The organism is Loktanella agnita (assembly GCF_046640325.1).
Taxonomy (GTDB): domain Bacteria; phylum Pseudomonadota; class Alphaproteobacteria; order Rhodobacterales; family Rhodobacteraceae; genus Yoonia; species Yoonia agnita.
Genome location: NZ_JBJMBF010000003.1, coordinates 101,688 through 119,924 on the forward strand (window position 1 = coordinate 101,688; position 18,237 = coordinate 119,924).

The 18,237-nt window shown below is 57.3% G+C and carries 19 protein-coding genes; 9 read left to right on the plus strand and 10 right to left on the minus strand.

The genetic code is table 11. The features are described from left to right. Window positions 1–85 precede the first annotated feature (85 nt). On the plus strand, window positions 86–976 hold the full coding sequence (locus ACJ5NV_RS04225) for a LysR substrate-binding domain-containing protein (protein WP_411642378.1): 891 nt from the start codon (window positions 86–88) through the stop codon (window positions 974–976). A gap of 796 nt (window positions 977–1,772) precedes the next feature. Beyond that, the gene (locus tag ACJ5NV_RS04230) at window positions 1,773–3,461 is read left to right on the plus strand and encodes a chloride channel protein (protein WP_411642379.1); all 1,689 of its coding nucleotides are present in this window, start codon (window positions 1,773–1,775) and stop codon (window positions 3,459–3,461) included. Between the two features lie 3 nt (window positions 3,462–3,464). On the opposite strand, the gene ACJ5NV_RS04235 is transcribed toward ACJ5NV_RS04230, so the two are convergent. The 3 genes from ACJ5NV_RS04235 to cobT all read right to left on the minus strand — a co-directional run bounded on the left by ACJ5NV_RS04235 (window position 3,465) and on the right by cobT (window position 7,559). Next, window positions 3,465–3,806 (minus strand): DUF427 domain-containing protein, encoded by a 342-nt coding sequence (locus ACJ5NV_RS04235; protein WP_411642380.1) that lies wholly within the window; start codon window positions 3,804–3,806, stop codon window positions 3,465–3,467. A gap of 70 nt (window positions 3,807–3,876) precedes the next feature. Then, window positions 3,877–5,661, minus strand: coding sequence for an aminopeptidase P family protein (locus ACJ5NV_RS04240; RefSeq protein ID WP_411642381.1), 1,785 nt, complete (start codon window positions 5,659–5,661; stop codon window positions 3,877–3,879). Between the two features lie 17 nt (window positions 5,662–5,678). After that, entirely contained in the window at window positions 5,679–7,559 is a 1,881-nt protein-coding gene (gene cobT / locus ACJ5NV_RS04245; RefSeq protein WP_411642382.1) for a cobaltochelatase subunit CobT, read from the minus strand. A gap of 153 nt (window positions 7,560–7,712) precedes the next feature. Between cobT and ACJ5NV_RS04250 the strand changes: the two genes are divergently transcribed. Continuing rightward, entirely contained in the window at window positions 7,713–8,297 is a 585-nt protein-coding gene (locus ACJ5NV_RS04250) for an NADPH-dependent FMN reductase (RefSeq protein WP_411642383.1), read from the plus strand. Between the two features lie 80 nt (window positions 8,298–8,377). Here ACJ5NV_RS04250 and ACJ5NV_RS04255 read toward each other — a convergent pair whose 3' ends face one another. The 3 genes from ACJ5NV_RS04255 to cobS form a co-directional block, all read right to left on the minus strand. Then, complete coding sequence (locus ACJ5NV_RS04255; protein WP_411642384.1) at window positions 8,378–8,743, minus strand: hypothetical protein; 366 nt, start codon at window positions 8,741–8,743, stop codon at window positions 8,378–8,380. Window positions 8,744–8,878: 135 nt separating this feature from the next. Next, on the minus strand, window positions 8,879–9,265 hold the full coding sequence (locus ACJ5NV_RS04260) for a hypothetical protein (protein ID WP_411642385.1): 387 nt from the start codon (window positions 9,263–9,265) through the stop codon (window positions 8,879–8,881). Window positions 9,266–9,490: 225 nt separating this feature from the next. Beyond that, the gene (gene cobS / locus ACJ5NV_RS04265) at window positions 9,491–10,477 is read right to left on the minus strand and encodes a cobaltochelatase subunit CobS (RefSeq protein WP_411642386.1); all 987 of its coding nucleotides are present in this window, start codon (window positions 10,475–10,477) and stop codon (window positions 9,491–9,493) included. Between the two features lie 249 nt (window positions 10,478–10,726). Between cobS and ACJ5NV_RS04270 the strand changes: the two genes are divergently transcribed. The 3 genes from ACJ5NV_RS04270 to ACJ5NV_RS04280 all read left to right on the plus strand — a co-directional run bounded on the left by ACJ5NV_RS04270 (window position 10,727) and on the right by ACJ5NV_RS04280 (window position 12,729). Next, window positions 10,727–11,293 carry a fasciclin domain-containing protein gene (locus tag ACJ5NV_RS04270; protein ID WP_411642387.1) on the plus strand — a complete coding sequence of 189 codons (567 nt, stop codon included), beginning with the start codon at window positions 10,727–10,729 and terminating at the stop codon, window positions 11,291–11,293. 96 nt (window positions 11,294–11,389) lie between these two features. Beyond that, the gene (gene msrB / locus ACJ5NV_RS04275; RefSeq protein WP_411642388.1) at window positions 11,390–11,848 is read left to right on the plus strand and encodes a peptide-methionine (R)-S-oxide reductase MsrB; all 459 of its coding nucleotides are present in this window, start codon (window positions 11,390–11,392) and stop codon (window positions 11,846–11,848) included. Window positions 11,849–12,180: 332 nt separating this feature from the next. Then, a complete protein-coding gene (locus tag ACJ5NV_RS04280) occupies window positions 12,181–12,729 on the plus strand; it encodes a hypothetical protein (protein ID WP_411642389.1) in 549 nt (182 codons plus the stop codon). A gap of 51 nt (window positions 12,730–12,780) precedes the next feature. On the opposite strand, the gene ACJ5NV_RS04285 is transcribed toward ACJ5NV_RS04280, so the two are convergent. Next, on the minus strand, window positions 12,781–13,416 hold the full coding sequence (locus tag ACJ5NV_RS04285; RefSeq protein ID WP_411642390.1) for a J domain-containing protein: 636 nt from the start codon (window positions 13,414–13,416) through the stop codon (window positions 12,781–12,783). Window positions 13,417–13,494: 78 nt separating this feature from the next. On the opposite strand from ACJ5NV_RS04285, the gene ACJ5NV_RS04290 reads away from it, so the two are divergent. Beyond that, a complete protein-coding gene (locus ACJ5NV_RS04290) occupies window positions 13,495–13,746 on the plus strand; it encodes a BolA family protein (RefSeq protein WP_411642391.1) in 252 nt (83 codons plus the stop codon). Here the strand turns inward: ACJ5NV_RS04290 and ACJ5NV_RS04295 are convergent, their stop codons facing one another. Next, window positions 13,747–14,130, minus strand: coding sequence for a DUF4177 domain-containing protein (locus ACJ5NV_RS04295; protein WP_411642392.1), 384 nt, complete (start codon window positions 14,128–14,130; stop codon window positions 13,747–13,749). It lies immediately after the preceding gene. A gap of 152 nt (window positions 14,131–14,282) precedes the next feature. Further along, a complete protein-coding gene (gene gatB / locus ACJ5NV_RS04300; RefSeq protein WP_411642393.1) occupies window positions 14,283–15,797 on the minus strand; it encodes an Asp-tRNA(Asn)/Glu-tRNA(Gln) amidotransferase subunit GatB in 1,515 nt (504 codons plus the stop codon). 110 nt (window positions 15,798–15,907) lie between these two features. Here gatB and ACJ5NV_RS04305 point away from each other — a divergent pair, with 110 nt between their 5' ends. Both ACJ5NV_RS04305 and ACJ5NV_RS04310 read left to right on the plus strand, forming a co-directional pair. Next, complete coding sequence (locus ACJ5NV_RS04305; RefSeq protein ID WP_411642394.1) at window positions 15,908–16,471, plus strand: type 1 glutamine amidotransferase domain-containing protein; 564 nt, start codon at window positions 15,908–15,910, stop codon at window positions 16,469–16,471. Window positions 16,472–16,549: 78 nt separating this feature from the next. After that, window positions 16,550–17,359, plus strand: a complete 810-nt coding sequence (locus tag ACJ5NV_RS04310) for a transglycosylase SLT domain-containing protein (protein WP_411642395.1) — start codon at window positions 16,550–16,552, stop codon at window positions 17,357–17,359. Here the strand turns inward: ACJ5NV_RS04310 and ACJ5NV_RS04315 are convergent. Continuing rightward, window positions 17,307–18,176 carry a lysophospholipid acyltransferase family protein gene (locus ACJ5NV_RS04315; protein WP_411642396.1) on the minus strand — a complete coding sequence of 290 codons (870 nt, stop codon included), beginning with the start codon at window positions 18,174–18,176 and terminating at the stop codon, window positions 17,307–17,309. The two genes, ACJ5NV_RS04310 and ACJ5NV_RS04315, sit on opposite strands and share 53 nt — an antisense overlap. Between the last annotated feature and the right edge of the window lie 61 nt (window positions 18,177–18,237).

The window sequence follows — 18,237 nt, forward strand, 5'->3', positions numbered from 1 at the left end:
CTCCTGAAGAAACGGTAGCGGCACGCGCGTAATTCCAAAAACGAATTAAATTAATGGTCGTGATGAGAAATATAAATCTTACTTTATGAAACGTGATCTTGAAATTGACCTATTACGCTCTTTTGTGGCGGTTGCGGCGCATCGCAATTTTACGCAGGCGGCCACGGCGATTGGCCGTACGCAATCTGCAGTAAGTCTGCAAATCAAAAGACTTGAGGATATTGTTGGAAAACAATTGTTTGAGAGAAGCCGACAATCGGTTGTGATTACCCATGTTGGGGAAACACTACTGGTCTATGCCAACCGTATTCTCGCAACCAATGATGCGGCACTTTCGCATATTCAAGACCCCGAAGCCGCAGGTTTGGTCCGGGTCGGTGCGCCGGATGATTACGCGACCCTTCTGTTGCCGCCGATCCTGTCGCGCCTGCGCAAGGCGTATCCCCGACTGCAGTTCGAAATCACCTGTGACAATACCCGTGAGCTGCTCTTGCAGCTTGAACGTGGGGCGCTGGATGTGGTCGTGGCCACCCATCTGCGACAAGACGCCGCCGGAGAGATCGCGCGCTACGAGCCGCTGCATTGGGTTGCGGCACCTGACTATCAGAACGACCCTGCCACGCCGCTGTCGCTTGTCCTGTTTCCTGCGGGATGTGTATGCCGCGACATCGCTCTAGAGGCGCTCAGACGGGTCGATCGCCGCTGGCATATCGCTTATTCCACGCGGAGCATTGGATTGATGCAGCAAGCCATTCTCGAAAACGCGGGCGTTTCCGTGATGGAAGCGTCGATTATCCCGGCAGGCCTAAAAGTCATTGATGGGCAGAACGGTTTGCCATCGCTGCCGGATGTTGCGATTTCTATTCACCGGTCCAATGCACACAGGGCACAGGTGTCGCTTGTGGCCGATCATTTGCTTGCGAAATTGGGTGGCAGGCTGACTGCAGGTGAGAGCGTCAAAAAGACGGGTGCGTGATCGCCAGATCATAAGGTGAAAGTTTTCACGGGCGTAGAATAGTGATTTGGAAAAAAATAGGGGGCGACGGTTCTCATTGCTGAAATGCGAACGAGACACATCACCCCCCGAAACATACGGGTTACCCAACCCACTCATCACAGCGTACGCTTCGGCCACTCACCTCCGGCACGTACGGTCGCTATTTAGAGAAAGAAATCGCAAACGTTTTCTTTCTTTAACTTCAGATAGGGTACCACAGAAATTGGGAACCGGATCCGGAAACTATTTATCACCAAAGGCGATGACCGCCTCTTAAATTAACCTATCAGGATTTTGCAATATACAGCAACCTATCCCAAAGTATGTCAGCATGTATTACCTATCTATTTTGTTATGCAATACCTAATTGAATGAGTCGGAATCGACCGCGCTGAAAGTGCTCCCTCGCGAAATAAACAGAAAGGAAAACTGTCTTTTATTAACAAATAGATAGAATCTGATTTCAGATGTATTCGTAACTATATTCAGATCATCACAAATATTTGTTCTTTGATGAATTGGGTACTTTTCTCACCATATTGGGTTTTTTGTAAACACGCTCCCAAAGCGATTTGGCCGCGGCCGGTGTCACAAAAATTCAGGCTGCCGTCTGGACCGCGAATCTCTTGATCGGCGGCATGGTTGCCCGCGCAAAATCGCGTAACACCCTTGGACCGTCACCCGCAATCTCGTAGAACGGATGTATACCAAACAACGGTATCATGTGCTGCAACCCAAAAGCGCAGACATGCAGAGCGTGGGAATGCGGGTTACGATGGCCAGTCCAGTGAAAGTGTTGATCCGACAGGGTGCCCGCGATTTCGGCACGGCCTGTCGGAGCGCGGCCCATGTCATGAAAACGCGCGGACCCAGCCAGATCCAGTTTTGGTTTATCGCACTGGCCATCGGGATCGGGGCCGGGACGGCGGCGCTGCTGTTTCGACTGGGGATCGAGGCGATCCAATCAACGCTTTATGGGACAGACGACATCGCCTATCTGCACAGCTTTGCCGCCGGGCTAAGCTGGTATCAGATCCTGCTGATCCCGGTCTGTGGCGGGTTGGTGGTGGGCATCCTTCTGGATCGCTTTACCGATGACGGGCGGGTGCGCTCTGTCGCCGATGTGATCGAAGGGGCCGCCTTGCGCGAAGGCCGGGTTGAGGTACGGCGCGGGCTGGCTTCTGCCGCGGCGTCACTGATTACATTATCGACGGGCGGGTCCAGCGGGCGGGAAGGGCCGGTTGTGCATCTGGCCGCTGTGCTGTCCACAGGGATTTGCCGCAGCATTCGTGCCAGCGGTGTGACCGGGCGCGATTTGCTGGGCTGTGCCGTTGCGGCGGCTGTATCGGCCAGCTTTAACGCGCCGATTGCCGGGGCGCTTTTCGCGCTAGAGGTTGTGCTGCGCCATTTCGCTTTACATGCCTTTGCGCCTATCGTGATTGCATCCGTTGCCGGAACGGTCATCAACCGATTGGCGTTCGGCGATGTGACAGAGTTCGTCCTGCCTGTGCAGAACGCGCTGGCCTTCTATGTGGAACTGCCCGCTTTCTTGCTGCTGGGGCTGACATGCGGGGTGGTGGCTGTTGTCCTGATGAAGGGTATTTTCTGGGCTGAAGATTTTGCCACCTATTTTCAAAAAACCACCGGCCTGCCGCGTTTCCTGCGCCCCGCCGTGGCTGGGCTGTTGCTAGGCATCATGGCGATCTGGTGGCCGCATATCATTGGCGTTGGCTATGAAACCACATCAGCGGCGCTGACCGGAGAGTTGCTTGTGCACGAGGCCATCGTGTTTGCCATCCTGAAAATCGTGGCTGTGGCGATCACCATGGGCGGGCGTATGGGGGGCGGGGTATTTTCGCCCTCGCTAATGGTTGGTGCGCTAACCGGTCTGGCCTTTGGGATAATTGCGACGGCGATCTTTCCCAATGTGTCGGGCGAGGGGACGCTTTATGCGCTTGCCGGGATGGGGGCAGTGGCCGCCGCCGTGTTGGGCGCGCCAATATCAACCACATTGATCGTGTTTGAACTGACCGGGGACTGGCAGACTGGGCTGGCGGTCATGGTGGCGGTATCCATGTCCACCGCGCTGGCCTCGCGCTTGGTGGATCGGTCCTTTTTCCTGACCCAGCTTGAAAGGCGCAACGTGCATCTGGCGGCAGGGCCGCAGGCCTATCTGCTGGCGACCTTCAAGGTCTCAACCGTCATGCGCGACATGGAGGCGCGGGGCGCCGCACCAGAGGACCCCTGCTGGAACCTGATCCGCGAGGGGGTTTATATTGACGGCAACGCGACACTGGAACAGGCGATGCCGATGTTCGAACAGGGCGGCCATGCCTATATCCCCGTGGTGACGCTGGGCGGTGAAGACAGCCCGCCCCAGCTTTGGGGCGCGCTATTTCAGGTCGATGCGCTGCGGGCGATGAACACAGCACTGGCCGCAACCGCAGCAGAAGAGCATTCCTAAGGTTCAGACCTCTTCGACAGCAACCCGTGAGGTATAGAAGGCAAGGTGATCCTTGATCTGCGCAACATCGTCATTGGGGTTTTCATAGGACCAGACCGCATCCTTGATCTCGCCGCTTTTCGCCACAATCGAAAAATAGCGCGCTGTGCCTTTGTGTGGGCAGTCTGATGTGGTGTCTGTTGGCTCCAGAAAGGCCATGGCGATATCGCTGCGGGGGAAATAGATCACAGGGTCGTAATCGCCCTCGGTCAGTTCCAGCGCATTGCGGCTTTCGCCCAGAACCGCACCGCCTGCGCGGACAGTCCAGTTTCCGGGCGCGGGTCTGATCTTGATGTTGTTGGCCATGGCGTCTCCTCCTCGGTGTCCGGCTTGTGCCGGTGCCGCTACAGTGGGTCCGCTGCATGACGCTGTGATGTCACAGCGGTGCGCAGGCTTTCGCTAGCCAGTCACGTGTTACATCATCCAAACGGGGTCCCAGAAGTTGCAGCGTATCGGCATGATACTGATCAATCCAGCCCCGTTCTGCATCACTGAGCATGCTGACATCAATCAAATGCCGGTCCATCGGCACATAGGTCAACGTCTCAAAGCACAGCATGGCGCGGTCATCGCCGCCGGGCAGGGCAGGGGCCGCCACGGTCACAATCAGATTTTCGATCCGGATACCAAACGCCCCCTCGCGGTAATAGCCCGGTTCATTGGACAGCATCATGCCGGTTTCCAGCGCCACCTCTGACCGGCGCGACAGGCTTTGCGGGCCTTCATGCACGCTTAGGTAACTGCCAACGCCGTGGCCGGTGCCGTGGTCGTAATCCTGCCCTGCCAGCCAAAGCGGCGCGCGCGCCATCGCATCCAGATGCTGTCCGCCAACACCCTTGGGAAAGCGGATGCGGCTGACAGCGATCATCCCCTGCAACACGCGGGTATAGCAGCTGCGGTGTTCATCGGTGGGTGTGCCGATGGCCACGGTGCGGGTGATATCGGTCGTGCCGTCCACATATTGCCCGCCGCTGTCCACCAGCAGCAGTTCACCGGGGTTGACCGGGCGATTGCTGTCCTCGTTCACGCGGTAATGCACGATGGCCCCGTTTGGGCCTGCACCGCTGATCGTTTCAAAACTGATATCGCGCAACGCGTTGCTTTGGGCGCGAAACCCTTCCAACTTTTTGACCACGTCAATTTCGGTCAGCTGGCCTTTTGGGCCCTCCGCCTCCAGCCATGCAAGAAAGCGCACCATCGCCACGCCATCGCGTTCATGGGCGGCTTTCGCACCGGCAATTTCGGCGGGGTTCTTGCGGGCTTTGGGTAGGATGCAGGGATCACGCCCTTCCATCAGCGGCGTGCCTGCATCGCGCAATGTTGTCGCGACGATCTGCGGGCAGGACTTTGGGTCGATCAGTACCGGGCCGTCCAGCGTGGTCAGGTGCCCCAGAAACCCCGCCACATCGTGAACGCGAATATCGGGGCCAAGATGCTCTGCGATATCCTGCGTCTTACCGGGGGCCGCGAACAGATCGACGCTGCCATCGGCGTGCAGGACCGCAAACCCATGCGGGACCGGGTTACGTTCGATATCCGTGCCGCGAATATTCAGCAGCCATGCGATGCTGTCAGGCAAGGTGATCACCGCGCATTGCGCTTTCAAAGCGTCCGCCAGCCGGGCGCGTTTGTCTGCATGGCTTTCGCCTGCATATTCCAGCGGATGGGCACTAAAGCGGGCGGCAGGTGGGGCAGGTTGATCCGCCCAAGCCGCGTCGATCAGATTATCGGTCGGGCGCAAGCTGATATGATCAAGCTTGTCCGTCAGATCCTTGATTTCATTAACCGTGTGCAGCCAAGGATCATAGGCCAGAACCCCGCCATCTGGCATGTGCCGGGTCAGCCAATCGGTCAGCTTTACCTCTGGCCAATCGACCGGGGTAAAGACATCGGCTACCTGATTGCGGACCTGCACCCGGTAGCGGCCATCCACAAAAACGCCAGCGATATCGGCCAGCACGACGCAAAACCCGGCGGAGCCGGTAAATCCGGTCAGCCATTCCAGCCGTGCATCGCGGTCGGCGACATATTCGCCCTGATGCGCATCGGCGCGCGGCACCAGAAACGCATCGGCATTGGTGTCGGCCATCTTCCGGCGCAAAGCATCCAGCCGCGGCGGTCCCTGTTCCGGGGATGATTTCGCCTCGAATGTCTGGAACATCTGTCTTTCCTTTGTGTTCAGCCGGCCTTGCGCATGCCCAGCACACGGGCGCGCTTGCGCGGGTCGGTGTCAAAGAGGCTGGCCAGCTGTTCCGTCATCGCACCGGCCAGCTGTTCGACATCGGTGATGGTGACCGCGCGTTCATAATAGCGGGTCACGTCATGTCCGATCCCGATGGCAACCAATTCAACTGCCCTACGCTTTTCGACCATGGCAATCACATCGCGCAGGTGCTTTTCAAGGTAGTTGGCGGGGTTCACCGACAGGGTGGAATCATCCACCGGCGCCCCGTCTGAAATCACCATCAGCACCTTGCGCTGTTCGGGGCGCACCAGCATGCGGCGATGGGCCCATTCCAGTGCCTCGCCGTCGATATTTTCCTTCAGCAGCCCTTCTTTCATCATCAGCCCCAGATTGGGGCGGGTCCGCCGCCATGGGGCATCTGCGGATTTATAGATGATGTGGCGCAGATCGTTCAGACGGCCGGGTGCCGCAGGGCGGCTTTCACCCAGCCATTTTTCACGGGCCTGCCCGCCTTTCCACGCTTTGGTGGTAAAGCCCAGAATTTCGACCTTCACGTCGCAACGTTCCAGCGTGCGGGCCATCACATCAGCACAGATCGCGGCAATGGAAATCGGGCGTCCGCGCATAGAGCCGGAGTTATCCAGCAGCAGCGTCACGATCGTATCGCGGAATTCCATATCCTTTTCGACCTTGAACGACAGCGGCGTGGTGGGCGATGCCACGACACGCGCCAGACGTCCGGCATCCAGAATGCCTTCTTCGCGGTCAAACTCCCACGACCGGTTCTGCTGTGCCTGCAAGCGGCGTTGCAGCTTGTTGGCCAAGCGGGATACAGCGCCCTTGAGCGGTTCCAATTGCTGATCCAGATAGGCGCGCAGCCGCTCCAGCTCCACCGGCTCTGCCAGATCCTGTGCGCCGATTTCTTCATCAAAATCGGTCGCGAAAACCTTGTAGTCCGGATCAGCGTCAGAGACGGGCTGGGGGGCAGGCGGGTCCAGCGGGGCCTCGCCCTCTGGCATTTCGGTTTCTTCGCCCATTTCCGCATCAGCCTGATCATCCATGCTGACCTGCGCTTGGGATGCATCCTGCTGTTCTTCTTGGCTTTGCTCAGGCGAGGCATCGGCCTCTTCCCCTTCGCTTTCATCGTCGCCGGTGCTGTCAGGCTCTTCCTGATCGTCGTCGCTGCCGTCCTCGGCCGTGTCGTCCTGATCATCGTCGACGCTGTCGGGGTCATCGCCCAACTGGTCACCATAGCCCATATCGGCGATCAACTGACGGGCCAGCCGGGCAAAGGTCTGCTGATCGTTCAGCGCGTCTTCAAGGTTATCCAGCGTGCCGCCGCAATGATCCTCGATAAAGCCGCGCCAGAGTTCCATGACGTTATCCGCGCCCTTGGGCAGATCGCGCCCGGTGGCCAGATGGCGGATCAGATAGCCCGCAGCCACAGAAAGCGGCGCGTCGGCGCTTTGGGTGATCTGGTCATAGCCTTTGCGCTTGGCTTCTGCGCCGATCTTGGCGTCGATATTGCCTGCGGTGCCGGGCATATGCTGCGCGCCGACGGCTTCGATCCGGGCGGTTTCCATCGCCTCATACAGGTCGCGGGCCATCTGGCCCTGCGGCATGTAGCGGGCGGCGACTTTTTCATCGTGAAACTTGTGACGCAACGCAAAAGCATCAGCAGTGCCGCGCGCTTGCATCACCTCGTCCCGTGTCATCCGGCGACTAACCTGCGGCAGGCGGATGCTGTCAGCGGTCTGCCCGGCAGGGTCCACCGAATAGCTGACTGCCAGTTCGGGATCATCAGCCATGACTTTCGTGGCCTCGGCCAAGGCTTTTTTGAACGGATCGGCGGGGTTGTCGCTTGGTTTGCTCATGCAAACGATAAAGCACCGGATAAAGGCGGGGGCAAGAGGCGCAAAGCCATCTCTTCGTTTTCGCACAGGGCCTGCGCCGTGGCGCGACTTTGCAATTGCCGGCAACAAGCGCAACTTATGGCCAGAACATACCAGAGCTTATGGAGACGGAACATGACTACGAAACCTAAAATCGCCCTGATCATCGGGTCCACGCGCGACGCGCGTTTTGCCGATAAACCGGCGGCATGGATGCTGAAACAGGCGCAACAGCGCGATGACTTGGACGTCGAACTTGTCGACCTGAAAGACTATGACCTGCCGCTGTTCAATGAGGCCGCATCGAATAAATGGATGCCGTCAAGCGACCCGCATGCGCTGAAATGGCAGGAAAAGATCGCTGAATTCGACGGTTATATCTTTGTGGTGGCCGAATATAACCACTCGATCACCGGGGCGCTGAAAAACGCGCTGGACCAGGCCTATGTAGAATGGAACCGCAAGCCGATGGGCTATATCGGTTATGGCGGTGTCGGCGCGGCGCGGGCCGTTGAACATTTGCGTCAGATCGGTGTGGAACTGGCGATGGTGCCGGTGCATGGGGCTGTGCATATCGCGGGTGGCGATTTCATGGCGGTGCATCCGATGGGCGCAAATGCCGAGATTGAAACAATCGAAGATCACCTGATCCCCGCCGCCACGGATATGCTGGATGATATTGTCTGGTGGGCCAACGCGACCAAGGCAGCACGGGGCTAAGCAAACGCAAAGCGTATTAGAACCTTTCAGGCCATCGGCGGGGTGCCGATGGCCTGATCTTTATTCAGTAGATTGACCGCTTACGCGTCATCAAATTCCGGGGCTTCAAAGGTCACATCGGCCTCTGGCTCCATTTGGAACAGCTCATCCGTTAATTGATGTAGCGTATTCAAATCCGCAACGCCGGGCAATGTGTTGCCACTTTCATCTACAAAAGCGAGCCGGGGCCGGAATGTTTTCCCCCCGATCTGAATTTCGCCTTCGTCAAAAACATAAGCCAGTTCAGTCACGATGCCCTGCACATTGGCCTGTGCCATTTCAGTTGTCATCGTTTCTGCAAAGATTGGTAATAACGCCTGTGAAATCAGGGTCAGTGCGGATTCTGCCAAGTCCTCATGCTTTAACGTGTAATCGGGTGGCAGCTCAGTACCAATTTTCATTTTCATCGGACAACTCCGTAACATATATTGCAAAAGAGAATGTATAAAAACCAGCCAAGAATATGGCAATAGCAGGGCATGCGTAAATTTTCGCGAATATGCGTTTATTAAACCAGTGATTTATTGCTGATGCCCGTCCGCTCAACTTGACCATGTGTGCGGCAACAGGCCAAGGCAGCCGGATGTGAATTGCGCCGCCATTTGTGCAGCCCAAGCCGCATCCGCTGGATCACGATTAAAGCTGGCCCGCCGCAGCAAGGTCGCATGGGCATGCTTCGCGCTTAACCGCCAATGCAGGACCTGCGGGCCTTCGTCCGGCAGGATGATCGCGTCAATCAAGCCAATCATTGCGCGGCGATGGATCGCCGTTTGCTCTGATCCCGCCCCGTCGAACATCCATTGATGGGTCATCAGCGCGGACAGGCGGCCTGCGCAGGTGGCAAAGCGGTGCAGATCATCACGCGCTGCCTGCGCTGGGCTGGGCAGCAGGCAAGCGACAAGCGCGGCACTAGAAAGGTGTCGTAACATGCGGCCGATTATGGCGGTATGCGATGCGTAAAACGTTAAGGTCAGCGCTGCAGGATATCACGACAATTGGATATGCGAGGCGTCAGAAGCGCGCAGGCTATCGAATAATTATGATTTTAAAGAATTAAAATCGGGCAATAGATATCAGCGCAATGCGCTGCGAATTGGGGGGATTTGCCTTGAGTGGGCAGTCTACAACTGCCCGACCCGTCGATTTCGATGAATTTAGCCCAAGCTCAGGCTTGCTGCGCTTTCGGGCAATTCTTCGTCAAAGCATCGCTGATAGAACTCCGCGACGGTCTGCCGTTCCAGCTCGTCGCATTTATTCAGGAACGACAGGCGGAAGGCATAGCCGACATCCTGAAAAATCCGCGCGTTTTCGGCCCAGGCGAGCACGGTCCGGGGCGACATGACCGTGGACAGGTCGCCATTCATAAAGGCCGTGCGGGTCAGATCGGCGACGGTAACCATCTGGCTGACTGTTTTGCGGCCCTTGTCGGTGTTGTAATGCGGCGATTTCGACAAGACGATCGCAGCTTCGGCATCGTGGCTCAGATAATTCAAGGTGGCGACCAGCGACCAGCGGTCCATCTGGGCTTGGTTGATCTGCTGGGTGCCGTGATAAAGACCCGTAGTGTCGCCCAGACCGACAGTGTTTGCCGTGGCGAACAGACGAAAATACTTGTGCGGCGTGATAATTTCGTTCTGGTCCATCAGGGTCAGCTTGCCGTCATGTTCCAGCACCCGCTGGATCACAAACATGACGTCCGCACGACCCGCATCATATTCGTCGAACACGATGGCAACAGGGTTGCGCAGCGCCCACGGCAAGATGCCTTCGTGGAATTCAGTGACCTGTACACCGTCGCGCAGCTTGATCGCGTCTTTACCAATCAGATCAATCCGGCTGATGTGGCTATCAAGGTTCACACGCACCGCAGGCCAGTTCAAGCGGGCCGCAACCTGTTCGATGTGCGTCGATTTCCCGGTGCCGTGATAGCCTTGGATCATGACCCGGCGGTTATAGCCAAACCCGGCAAGGATCGCGAGCGTCGTGTCAGGGTCAAACTTATAGGTGCTGTCGATTTCGGGCACGCGATCAGACCGGTCGGCAAAGCCTTTGATCTTCATGTCACTATCGATGCCAAAGACATCACGAACTGAAATCTCTTCGGTCGGTTTCGCCTGTGTATCGATCATGCCATCCGCCATCTGGGCCTGCCTTTTATCCTGTCATCTGAAGTCAAATCCGGGATGCATCATAACGCGGGCCGCCGCAAGGGGCAGGGCGCCGCAGGTGATGCTTTGGGGCGTTTGATGGCGCGCGATGGGCTGGCCCGGCAGAACCGTCACGGACCTGTGATCACGAATTCAGCACGTTTTTGAAACTCTTTCCGAATGCCTTCCGTAGCTAAAGGGCAGATCAGGCAAAACGCCGGGTCACTCAAGGGAGTTAACTTCATGAAATTTACGCACATCATTGCTGCCACGACCGCCATCAGCTTTGCCACCGGCGCCTTTGCCGCAGGCCATGCCACAAACCCGATGGTTGGCGGGGCCGAGATGTCAGCCAGCATGAACATCGTGGAAAATGCGGCCAACAGCCCGATCCACACAACGCTGGTTGCCGCCGTGACCGAAGCAGGGCTGGTTGAAACGTTGCAAGGTGACGGCCCCTTCACCGTCTTCGCCCCCACCAACGCTGCATTCGAAAAACTGCCCGCAGGTTCGGTCGAAAAACTGCTTGAGCCCGGCAACAAGGAACGTCTGGTTGAAATCCTGACCTGCCATGTTGTTGCGACCAACGCATTGTCCGATGCCATTGGTGGCATGATCGCCGATGACAACGGCAGCCACCCGGTCGAAACCCTTGGCGGTTGCACACTGACAGCCACAATGAATGGCGACATGATCCAACTGCAAGACGAACAGGGGCAGGTTGCCACTGTGACCATCGCCGATGTCGTGCAATCCAACGGCGTGATCCACGTGATCGACACTGTGATGTTGCCCGCCGTAGGGTCCTGAACGACCCGCTGACGCATCCCCTGCGTCACATGAAAGTGCATCGCCTGAAACACGGCGATGCATTACATCCAGTGTCGGACTAAGCAGGAGCAGACCATGCAACGCAGAACCTTTATGGCGACCGCCATCACATCCGCCCTTATGACCCGCGTGGCACAGGCACAGGACACCTTTGAGGTAACCCGGACAGAGGCAGAATGGCGCGCGATGCTGACCGATCTGCAATACAGCGTGATGCGCGAAGAAGCGACAGAGCGGGCAGGGACATCGCCTCTCGACAAGAATTACGCGGATGGCATCTATTATTGCCGTGGCTGCGATCTGGCACTTTATAGTTCAGAGACAAAATATGACAGCGGCACTGGCTGGCCCAGCTTTTGGGAAAACCTGCCAGATTCCATCGCGACCAAGCCGGACCGGAAGCTATTCAGCGTACGCACCGAATGTCATTGTCGTCGTTGCGGCAGCCATCTGGGGCATATCTTTGATGATGGACCCGCACCCACAGGCAAGCGGCATTGTCTGAACGGGGCCAGCCTCGTGTTCCGCGCCTGATACCTGAGTTGCCCCGATATCGGGGCGACAAGGTCGTGCGCGCAACCATTACTGACGGGCCGGCTACCACGCGCACATGATACTACAAGTATTGGTTGTGTTTTTTGGTATCGTGCTCGCGCAGACTTCAGGCTGCCGATGTGAAATACACATATTTGTCAGTGTCTTAGGGCGTCGTATACGGCGATAACCCAATGCTTGTTGTGCAGCGAGATCAAACATGGCAAAAAAGTGGCAATTATGGGGCGGAATTTATCCGCCCGTCTTCACAGATCGGAAATAATTTTTTCGGCATGATCTGATTATTCACGTTGGTTACAGGAGTTGGCTCAATGTGGGCGCGATTTAAGAAAACGACGCATTTGACACGTGGTGAAAAATTACTGGCGCTGGCTTTCGGCGCTGTGATTGCCATGTCGGCGGGCATGACCATTCTGATTATGTCCGGTTTTGAGCATGAAAATCCGCGACCGCCCGAACCATCACTCTATGACCACTGGATCGTCCTGTCCGGTGCGTTCAGTGGTGGGTTCACGCTCTATCTGGCGCGGGGATGGATGGGGATGCAAGGGACACTGGGCATCGCCCGTGCCCTTGTCGGCAGCATCATTTTGGCTTTTGTGGCGGCTGTGATGACGGGAACGCTGATCATGCCGATCTATGGCACGCTCTTCGGGCCGATCATGCTGGTGACGCAGTTTATTGAACTGCCTGCGCTTGCCGTCTTGTGGTTCGTCATCGCGGTCGTGGTACATGCGCTGATCGCCATCTGGCGGGAAGAGCGCGCATTGGGTTACGGGCGCGGTGCGGATCGCGGGGCACTCTCGCAGCTTAGCCGCATGTCACAGATTAACCTTCATCGGTATAACTCTGGGCGCTGAAGGCCTGCTGTGGATCCGGGGGTCCGCATATACGGCCCCCGGTGACAGTGCTTATTCTTTCTCGCGAAAGTTCCGGCTGACCTTGATCTGATCCCAGGCCCAGACGACCTCGGCAAGCTGTTCTTCTTGGCTGCGGTCACCGCCGTTCATGTCAGGGTGCAGAACCTTGATCAGCGACTTATAGGCCTTGCGGATTTCGGGCTTGGACCAATTGTCCTTGGCTTCCAGAATATCAATTGCGCGGCGTTCGGTCGGGGGCAGCTTGCGGCCGGTGGCGGCACCACGGCCCGGATTGCGGGTCGCATTCTCGCCCAGCACCTCATGCGCGTCTTCAATCCCCAAGCGGGCCCAGGCACGCTCTTCCACGCTGCGCTTAAAGGGTTTCGTCGGGCGATCCCAAACGCGGTCCTTGTCCATCTGCGCGGCAAGTTCTGCCTCTGTCGTGGTTTCAAAGAAATTCCACTTCAGATTGTACTCGCGCACGTGCTGCTGACAGAACCAGAAAAAATCATCCAGTACATCGGGCGATTTCGGCGCACGAAATTTGCCCGCCTCCTGACACCCCTCGTGGTCACACAGGCGGGTCGATGTTTCGGACGCACCAGAAATCCCTCGACGTCCGCGCGGGTTCTTTTTCTTGGAACTCGAAACCGACATGTCAAAACCAAAGGGGTCATCTTTTTTCATGGGTGTCTCACCTTTCCGACTCGGCCAACAAACTCTAAACATCCCAGCGTAAGATTGAAGGGGGCAGAGGAAAAAATAATGGCTATCGAGACAGAAATTCGCACCGCATTGGAAAGACTTTCACCGACAACGCTTCAGGTGATCAACGAAAGTGCAAAGCATCAAGGCCACGCGGGCGATGACGGATCAGGCGAAAGCCACTGGCGGATCGTGATCGCAGCCCCGTCGCTGGCCGATAAATCGCGCATCGCAAAGCACCGCGCCATTCATGACGCGCTGGGCAAGGATCTTATCGGGCGCATTCACGCCCTTGCGATTGATATGCAGTAATTACTCGGCGGCCACATCAGGCGAAGGGCGCGGGTTTGTATCCTTCGTCTCGGAACCGTGCTCTTCGTCGATTGCGTCTTCAACGCTTTCCGGGGGCGGCGCTGCGGCAAACGTCGGTTCCTTGCGCAGCTCAGGCGCTGGGGCGGTGTCGGCCAGCTTGGCACGGCGAAACACAAGCATGTTCTGAAAGACGGTGGTTTTCCCCACCAGCCCTTCACGCTGTTCGCAGGGCAGGGTGTCGGCGCGAATATATTCCCAGCCGTCGGCCGCAAGTTCGTTCATCGCCGTTTCCAGTGCATTGGCAAAGCGATCCTCTGTGGATCTGACACCCTTGCCCTTCAGCCCACGTACCGGCGCCGGTACGACCTTGTATTCGTATGACATTGTGTCACCCCTTTGTTCACCAAATGTATGTAGCAAAGCCGGACGCCAAGTCCAATTGATTTGCGGTATCAGATCGTGAACGCAGTGTTGCGCAGCCGTGCGATAGGGGCCGACGGAAGTCCGACGATTATCCGACGCAATGCAGACCGGGGTCAGAGCCCCAGTTTCGCAGTCACGATCTTGTTCACAGCCGCCGGGTTGGCCTTGCCGCCGGTGGCTTTCATGACCTGCCCCACGAACCAACCCGCCAGTTTCGGATTGGCCTTGGCTTTTTCGACTTGGGCGGGGTTTGCGGCGATGATCTCGTCCACCGCGGCTTCAATCGCGCCGGTGTCGGTGACCTGCTTCATGCCTTCGGTTTCCACGATCTCTGCCGGGTCGCGGCCGGTCGTGTAGCAGATTTCAAACACGTCTTTGGCGATCTTGCCAGAGATCACATCTGACTTGATTAGCCCGATGATCTGACCCAGTTGCGCGGCAGAGACAGGGCTGTCTTCGATGCCCTTGTCACCGTCTTTTTTCAAACGGCCGAAAAGCTCGTTGATGACCCAGTTCGCGGCCAGTTTGCCGTCACTACCGTCGGCCACGTTTTCGAAATAGATCGCATTCGCCACTTCGGCTGTCAGGACGGAGGCATCATAATCCGACAGGCCGAAATCACTGATAAAACGCGCTTTTTTCGCGTCAGGCAGTTCGGGCAGGGCGGATTTGATGTCATTAACCCATGCTTGTTCAATTTCCAGCGGCAGCAGGTCAGGATCGGGGAAGTAGCGGTAATCATGCGCCTCTTCCTTGGACCGCATCGAACGGGTTTCGTTCTTGTCCGGATCATAAAGCCGCGTTTCCTGCACGACCTCTTTGCCGTCCTCGATCAGGGCGATCTGGCGGCGGGCTTCGTAGTCAATGGCCAGTTGGATGAACCGCATGGAGTTCATATTCTTGATCTCGCACCGCGTACCAAGATGGCTGAAATCCTGAGTTTCCTGATACTTTTCATAAGCACCGGGTTTGCAGACCGACACATTCACATCAGCCCGCAGATTGCCATTTTGCATATTGCCGTCGCACGTGCCCAGATAACGCAGGATCTGGCGCAGCTTCACCACATAGGCCGCTGCTTCCTCTGGTCCGCGAATATCGGGGCGGCTGACGATTTCCATCAGCGCCACGCCGGTGCGGTTCAGGTCCACAAAAGACATGTTCGGGTCCATGTCGTGAATGGATTTGCCCGCGTCCTGTTCCAGGTGAATCCGCTCGATCCGGACCTTGCGCGCGGTGCCATCGCCCATTTCCACCAACACTTCGCCTTCGCCCACGATGGGATGATAAAGCTGCGAAATCTGATAGCCCTGCGGCAGGTCAGGATAAAAATAGTTCTTACGATCAAAGGCGGAGTTCAGGTTGATCTGCGCGTTCAGCCCGAGCCCGGTTTTCACGGCGAGCGCCACGCAGCCTTCGTTGATCACCGGCAGCATGCCGGGCATGCCCGCATCCACAAAGGCCACATTGCTGTTGGGCTCGGCCCCGAATTGCGTTGACGCGCCCGAAAAAAGCTTGGCTTTGGTTGCCACCTGCGCGTGTACTTCCAGCCCGATGACTAGTTCCCAGTCACTGGTGGCACCGGCGATCACTTTGGGGGCAGGGGCATCATAGGTCAGGTCGAGCATGGCACTTTCCAATCTTACGTTACCGCGCTTCTAAAACAGGCAATCGCGGGGAACAAGTGTCGGCTTCGTGCGTTGTGACATCACACCTGAACCAATGAAGGAAAAGACGCATGACACAGATGTCTGACGCAAAGATCGTAATCGTAGCCACCGATGGCTTTGAGCAATCAGAACTCTTCACCCCGCTTGAAGAATTGCGCAAAGCCGGTGCCACCGTGCATGTGGCCACGCTGGACGGTAACGCGATCAAAGGCTGGGACCAGGACAATTGGGGCGACTCCGTGGGTGGCGACCTGAAAATCGCGGATGTGAATGTTGATGACTATGATTGCATCGTGTTGCCCGGTGGCCAGATCAACCCTGACTTGCTGCGGGTGGAGCCTGACGCGCTGCACCTGATCCAGAATTTCGTGAGCAAGGGCAAGATCGTCGCTGCGATCTGTCACGCCCCTTGGTTGCTGATCGAAGCGGACGTTGTGCGCGGGCGCGAGATGACATCGTATCATTCGATCAAAACCGATCTGAAAAATGCTGGTGCAAATTGGGTCGATCAGGAAATCGCAATTTCCAACGGCATTATCACCAGCCGGTCGCCAGAGGATCTTGGCGCTTTCGTGTCCAAGATCATTGAAGAAGTGAAAGAGGGCAAACACCCCCGTCCAAACGCGGCCTGAGTCGTGCGATCAGCGGCAATTTGCCAGCTTTGCGATGTCTGCTTGCGCTGCCCTTGGTGGGTGGCGCAAGTTGCATTTATGCGCATCCTTTCTTTGATCATGGCTGCCGGTTTGGCGGCATTGCCATCTGCCTCTATCGCTGAGGGGGCTGCGGTGCAGCCAATCACCCGTGAAAATGCGCAAGAACAAGCGCTGGCGATGCCCCGCCCATCCGCGCGCCCGCTTTACATGGTGCGCTACCCTGTCATCATTGAAAAACGCATACCGGATGTGCGCCCGATTGCGCGCAGCACCTTTCAGCCGCGTGCGCTGTGGGATTTCAAGGCGGGTGGTCGCACATGGACCCGTGCCGCCATGGCCGCAATTGAGGGTCACGGCGATACGCTCACCGATATTGTGCCGCGCGATATCGACACGTGGTGCCCGGCTTATGAAGACGCCACACCCAACCGCCGCCGCGCGTTCTGGGTTGGCATGATGTCAGCATTGTCCAAACACGAAAGCACCTTTCGCCCTGCCGCAGTAGGCGGCGGTGATCTGTGGTACGGGCTTTTGCAGATTTATCCTGATACCGCCCGCCGCTATGGTTGCCGCGCGCAGACGGGTGAGGCGTTAAAGGATGCGGCCGATAACCTTAGCTGTGCGGCGCGGATCATGGCGGTAACCGTGGCCCGTGACAACGCGATTGCGGTGCATGACGGGCGTTGGCGCGGTGTGGCCGCCGACTGGGGGCCGATGACAAACAGCCGTAAAATCAGTGAGATGGCTGGTTGGACCCGTCAGCAAACCTATTGCGTCCCGCTGGAAGGGGTGCGACCGGTTGCCAGACCGCTGTTTAATCTGTCTGACGCTGTTTCAACCATGAGCGTGACGCCGCGACCAGATTGACCGCCGGTGCGTCCTTGCCCCCCATCGCAAGCGTGGCCCGCCGTAAGAGTGCAATACCGTCTTCGGAATTCTTGGGCATTGAGGCCGCAGAGATCGGTTCGCCGACTGTCACCTGATATGGTTGTTTCGCTTTATTAAGCGTCTCGTGAAACAGGGTGATATCCCGCAATGTCGGGTGGATCAGGTCGAAAAGATAGAACAGCACGGAATTGCGCGCCTGAATATTCACAGGAATCACCGGCAGATCAAACTTGCGGGCCAGCATCGCGGCAGATGCCATCCATGGCCGCTCAAACAGGCGCAACCCGCGCCGTTTTGCCAGTCTGCCAGATGGGAAAATAACGCCCAGGCGCCCCTCTGCTGTCGCTTTACGCATATAGCCCATGGTCTCGCGGGTTTTGGCGTGGCTGCGCAATTCTTTGCGCCATTCGACCGGGGCGATCATCGTTTCCATCTGGGGAAAGACCCGCAGAATATCCCGATTGGCAAAGAAATAGGCATCGGGTCGCGTGGCGGCGATCAGGTGGTGCAGGATGATGCCATCTGCGATCCCGGACGGATGATTGGCAACGATCAGGGCAGGACCATGCGCTGGGATATTACCCAAGCCACTGACAGTGACTGTTTGGGCCAGACGGTGGCCCATGGTCTGCATGATCGTATCGGCAGGCGCATGTTCCAGCGTCTTTGCGAGATCAACGGTGGCGTTATACGCCAGCATCCGGTTCAGGGACTGGCGTATCATCCGCGTGCCGGGACGATTTTTGAAAAGCCAAGGCGCCCGTTCAGCAATCAGCGGGTCAATACGATGTTTCATGCGGTATCAATGACCACACCAGCATAACGGTTCCACGACAAAGCGGTGCCTCCCCTAGGTA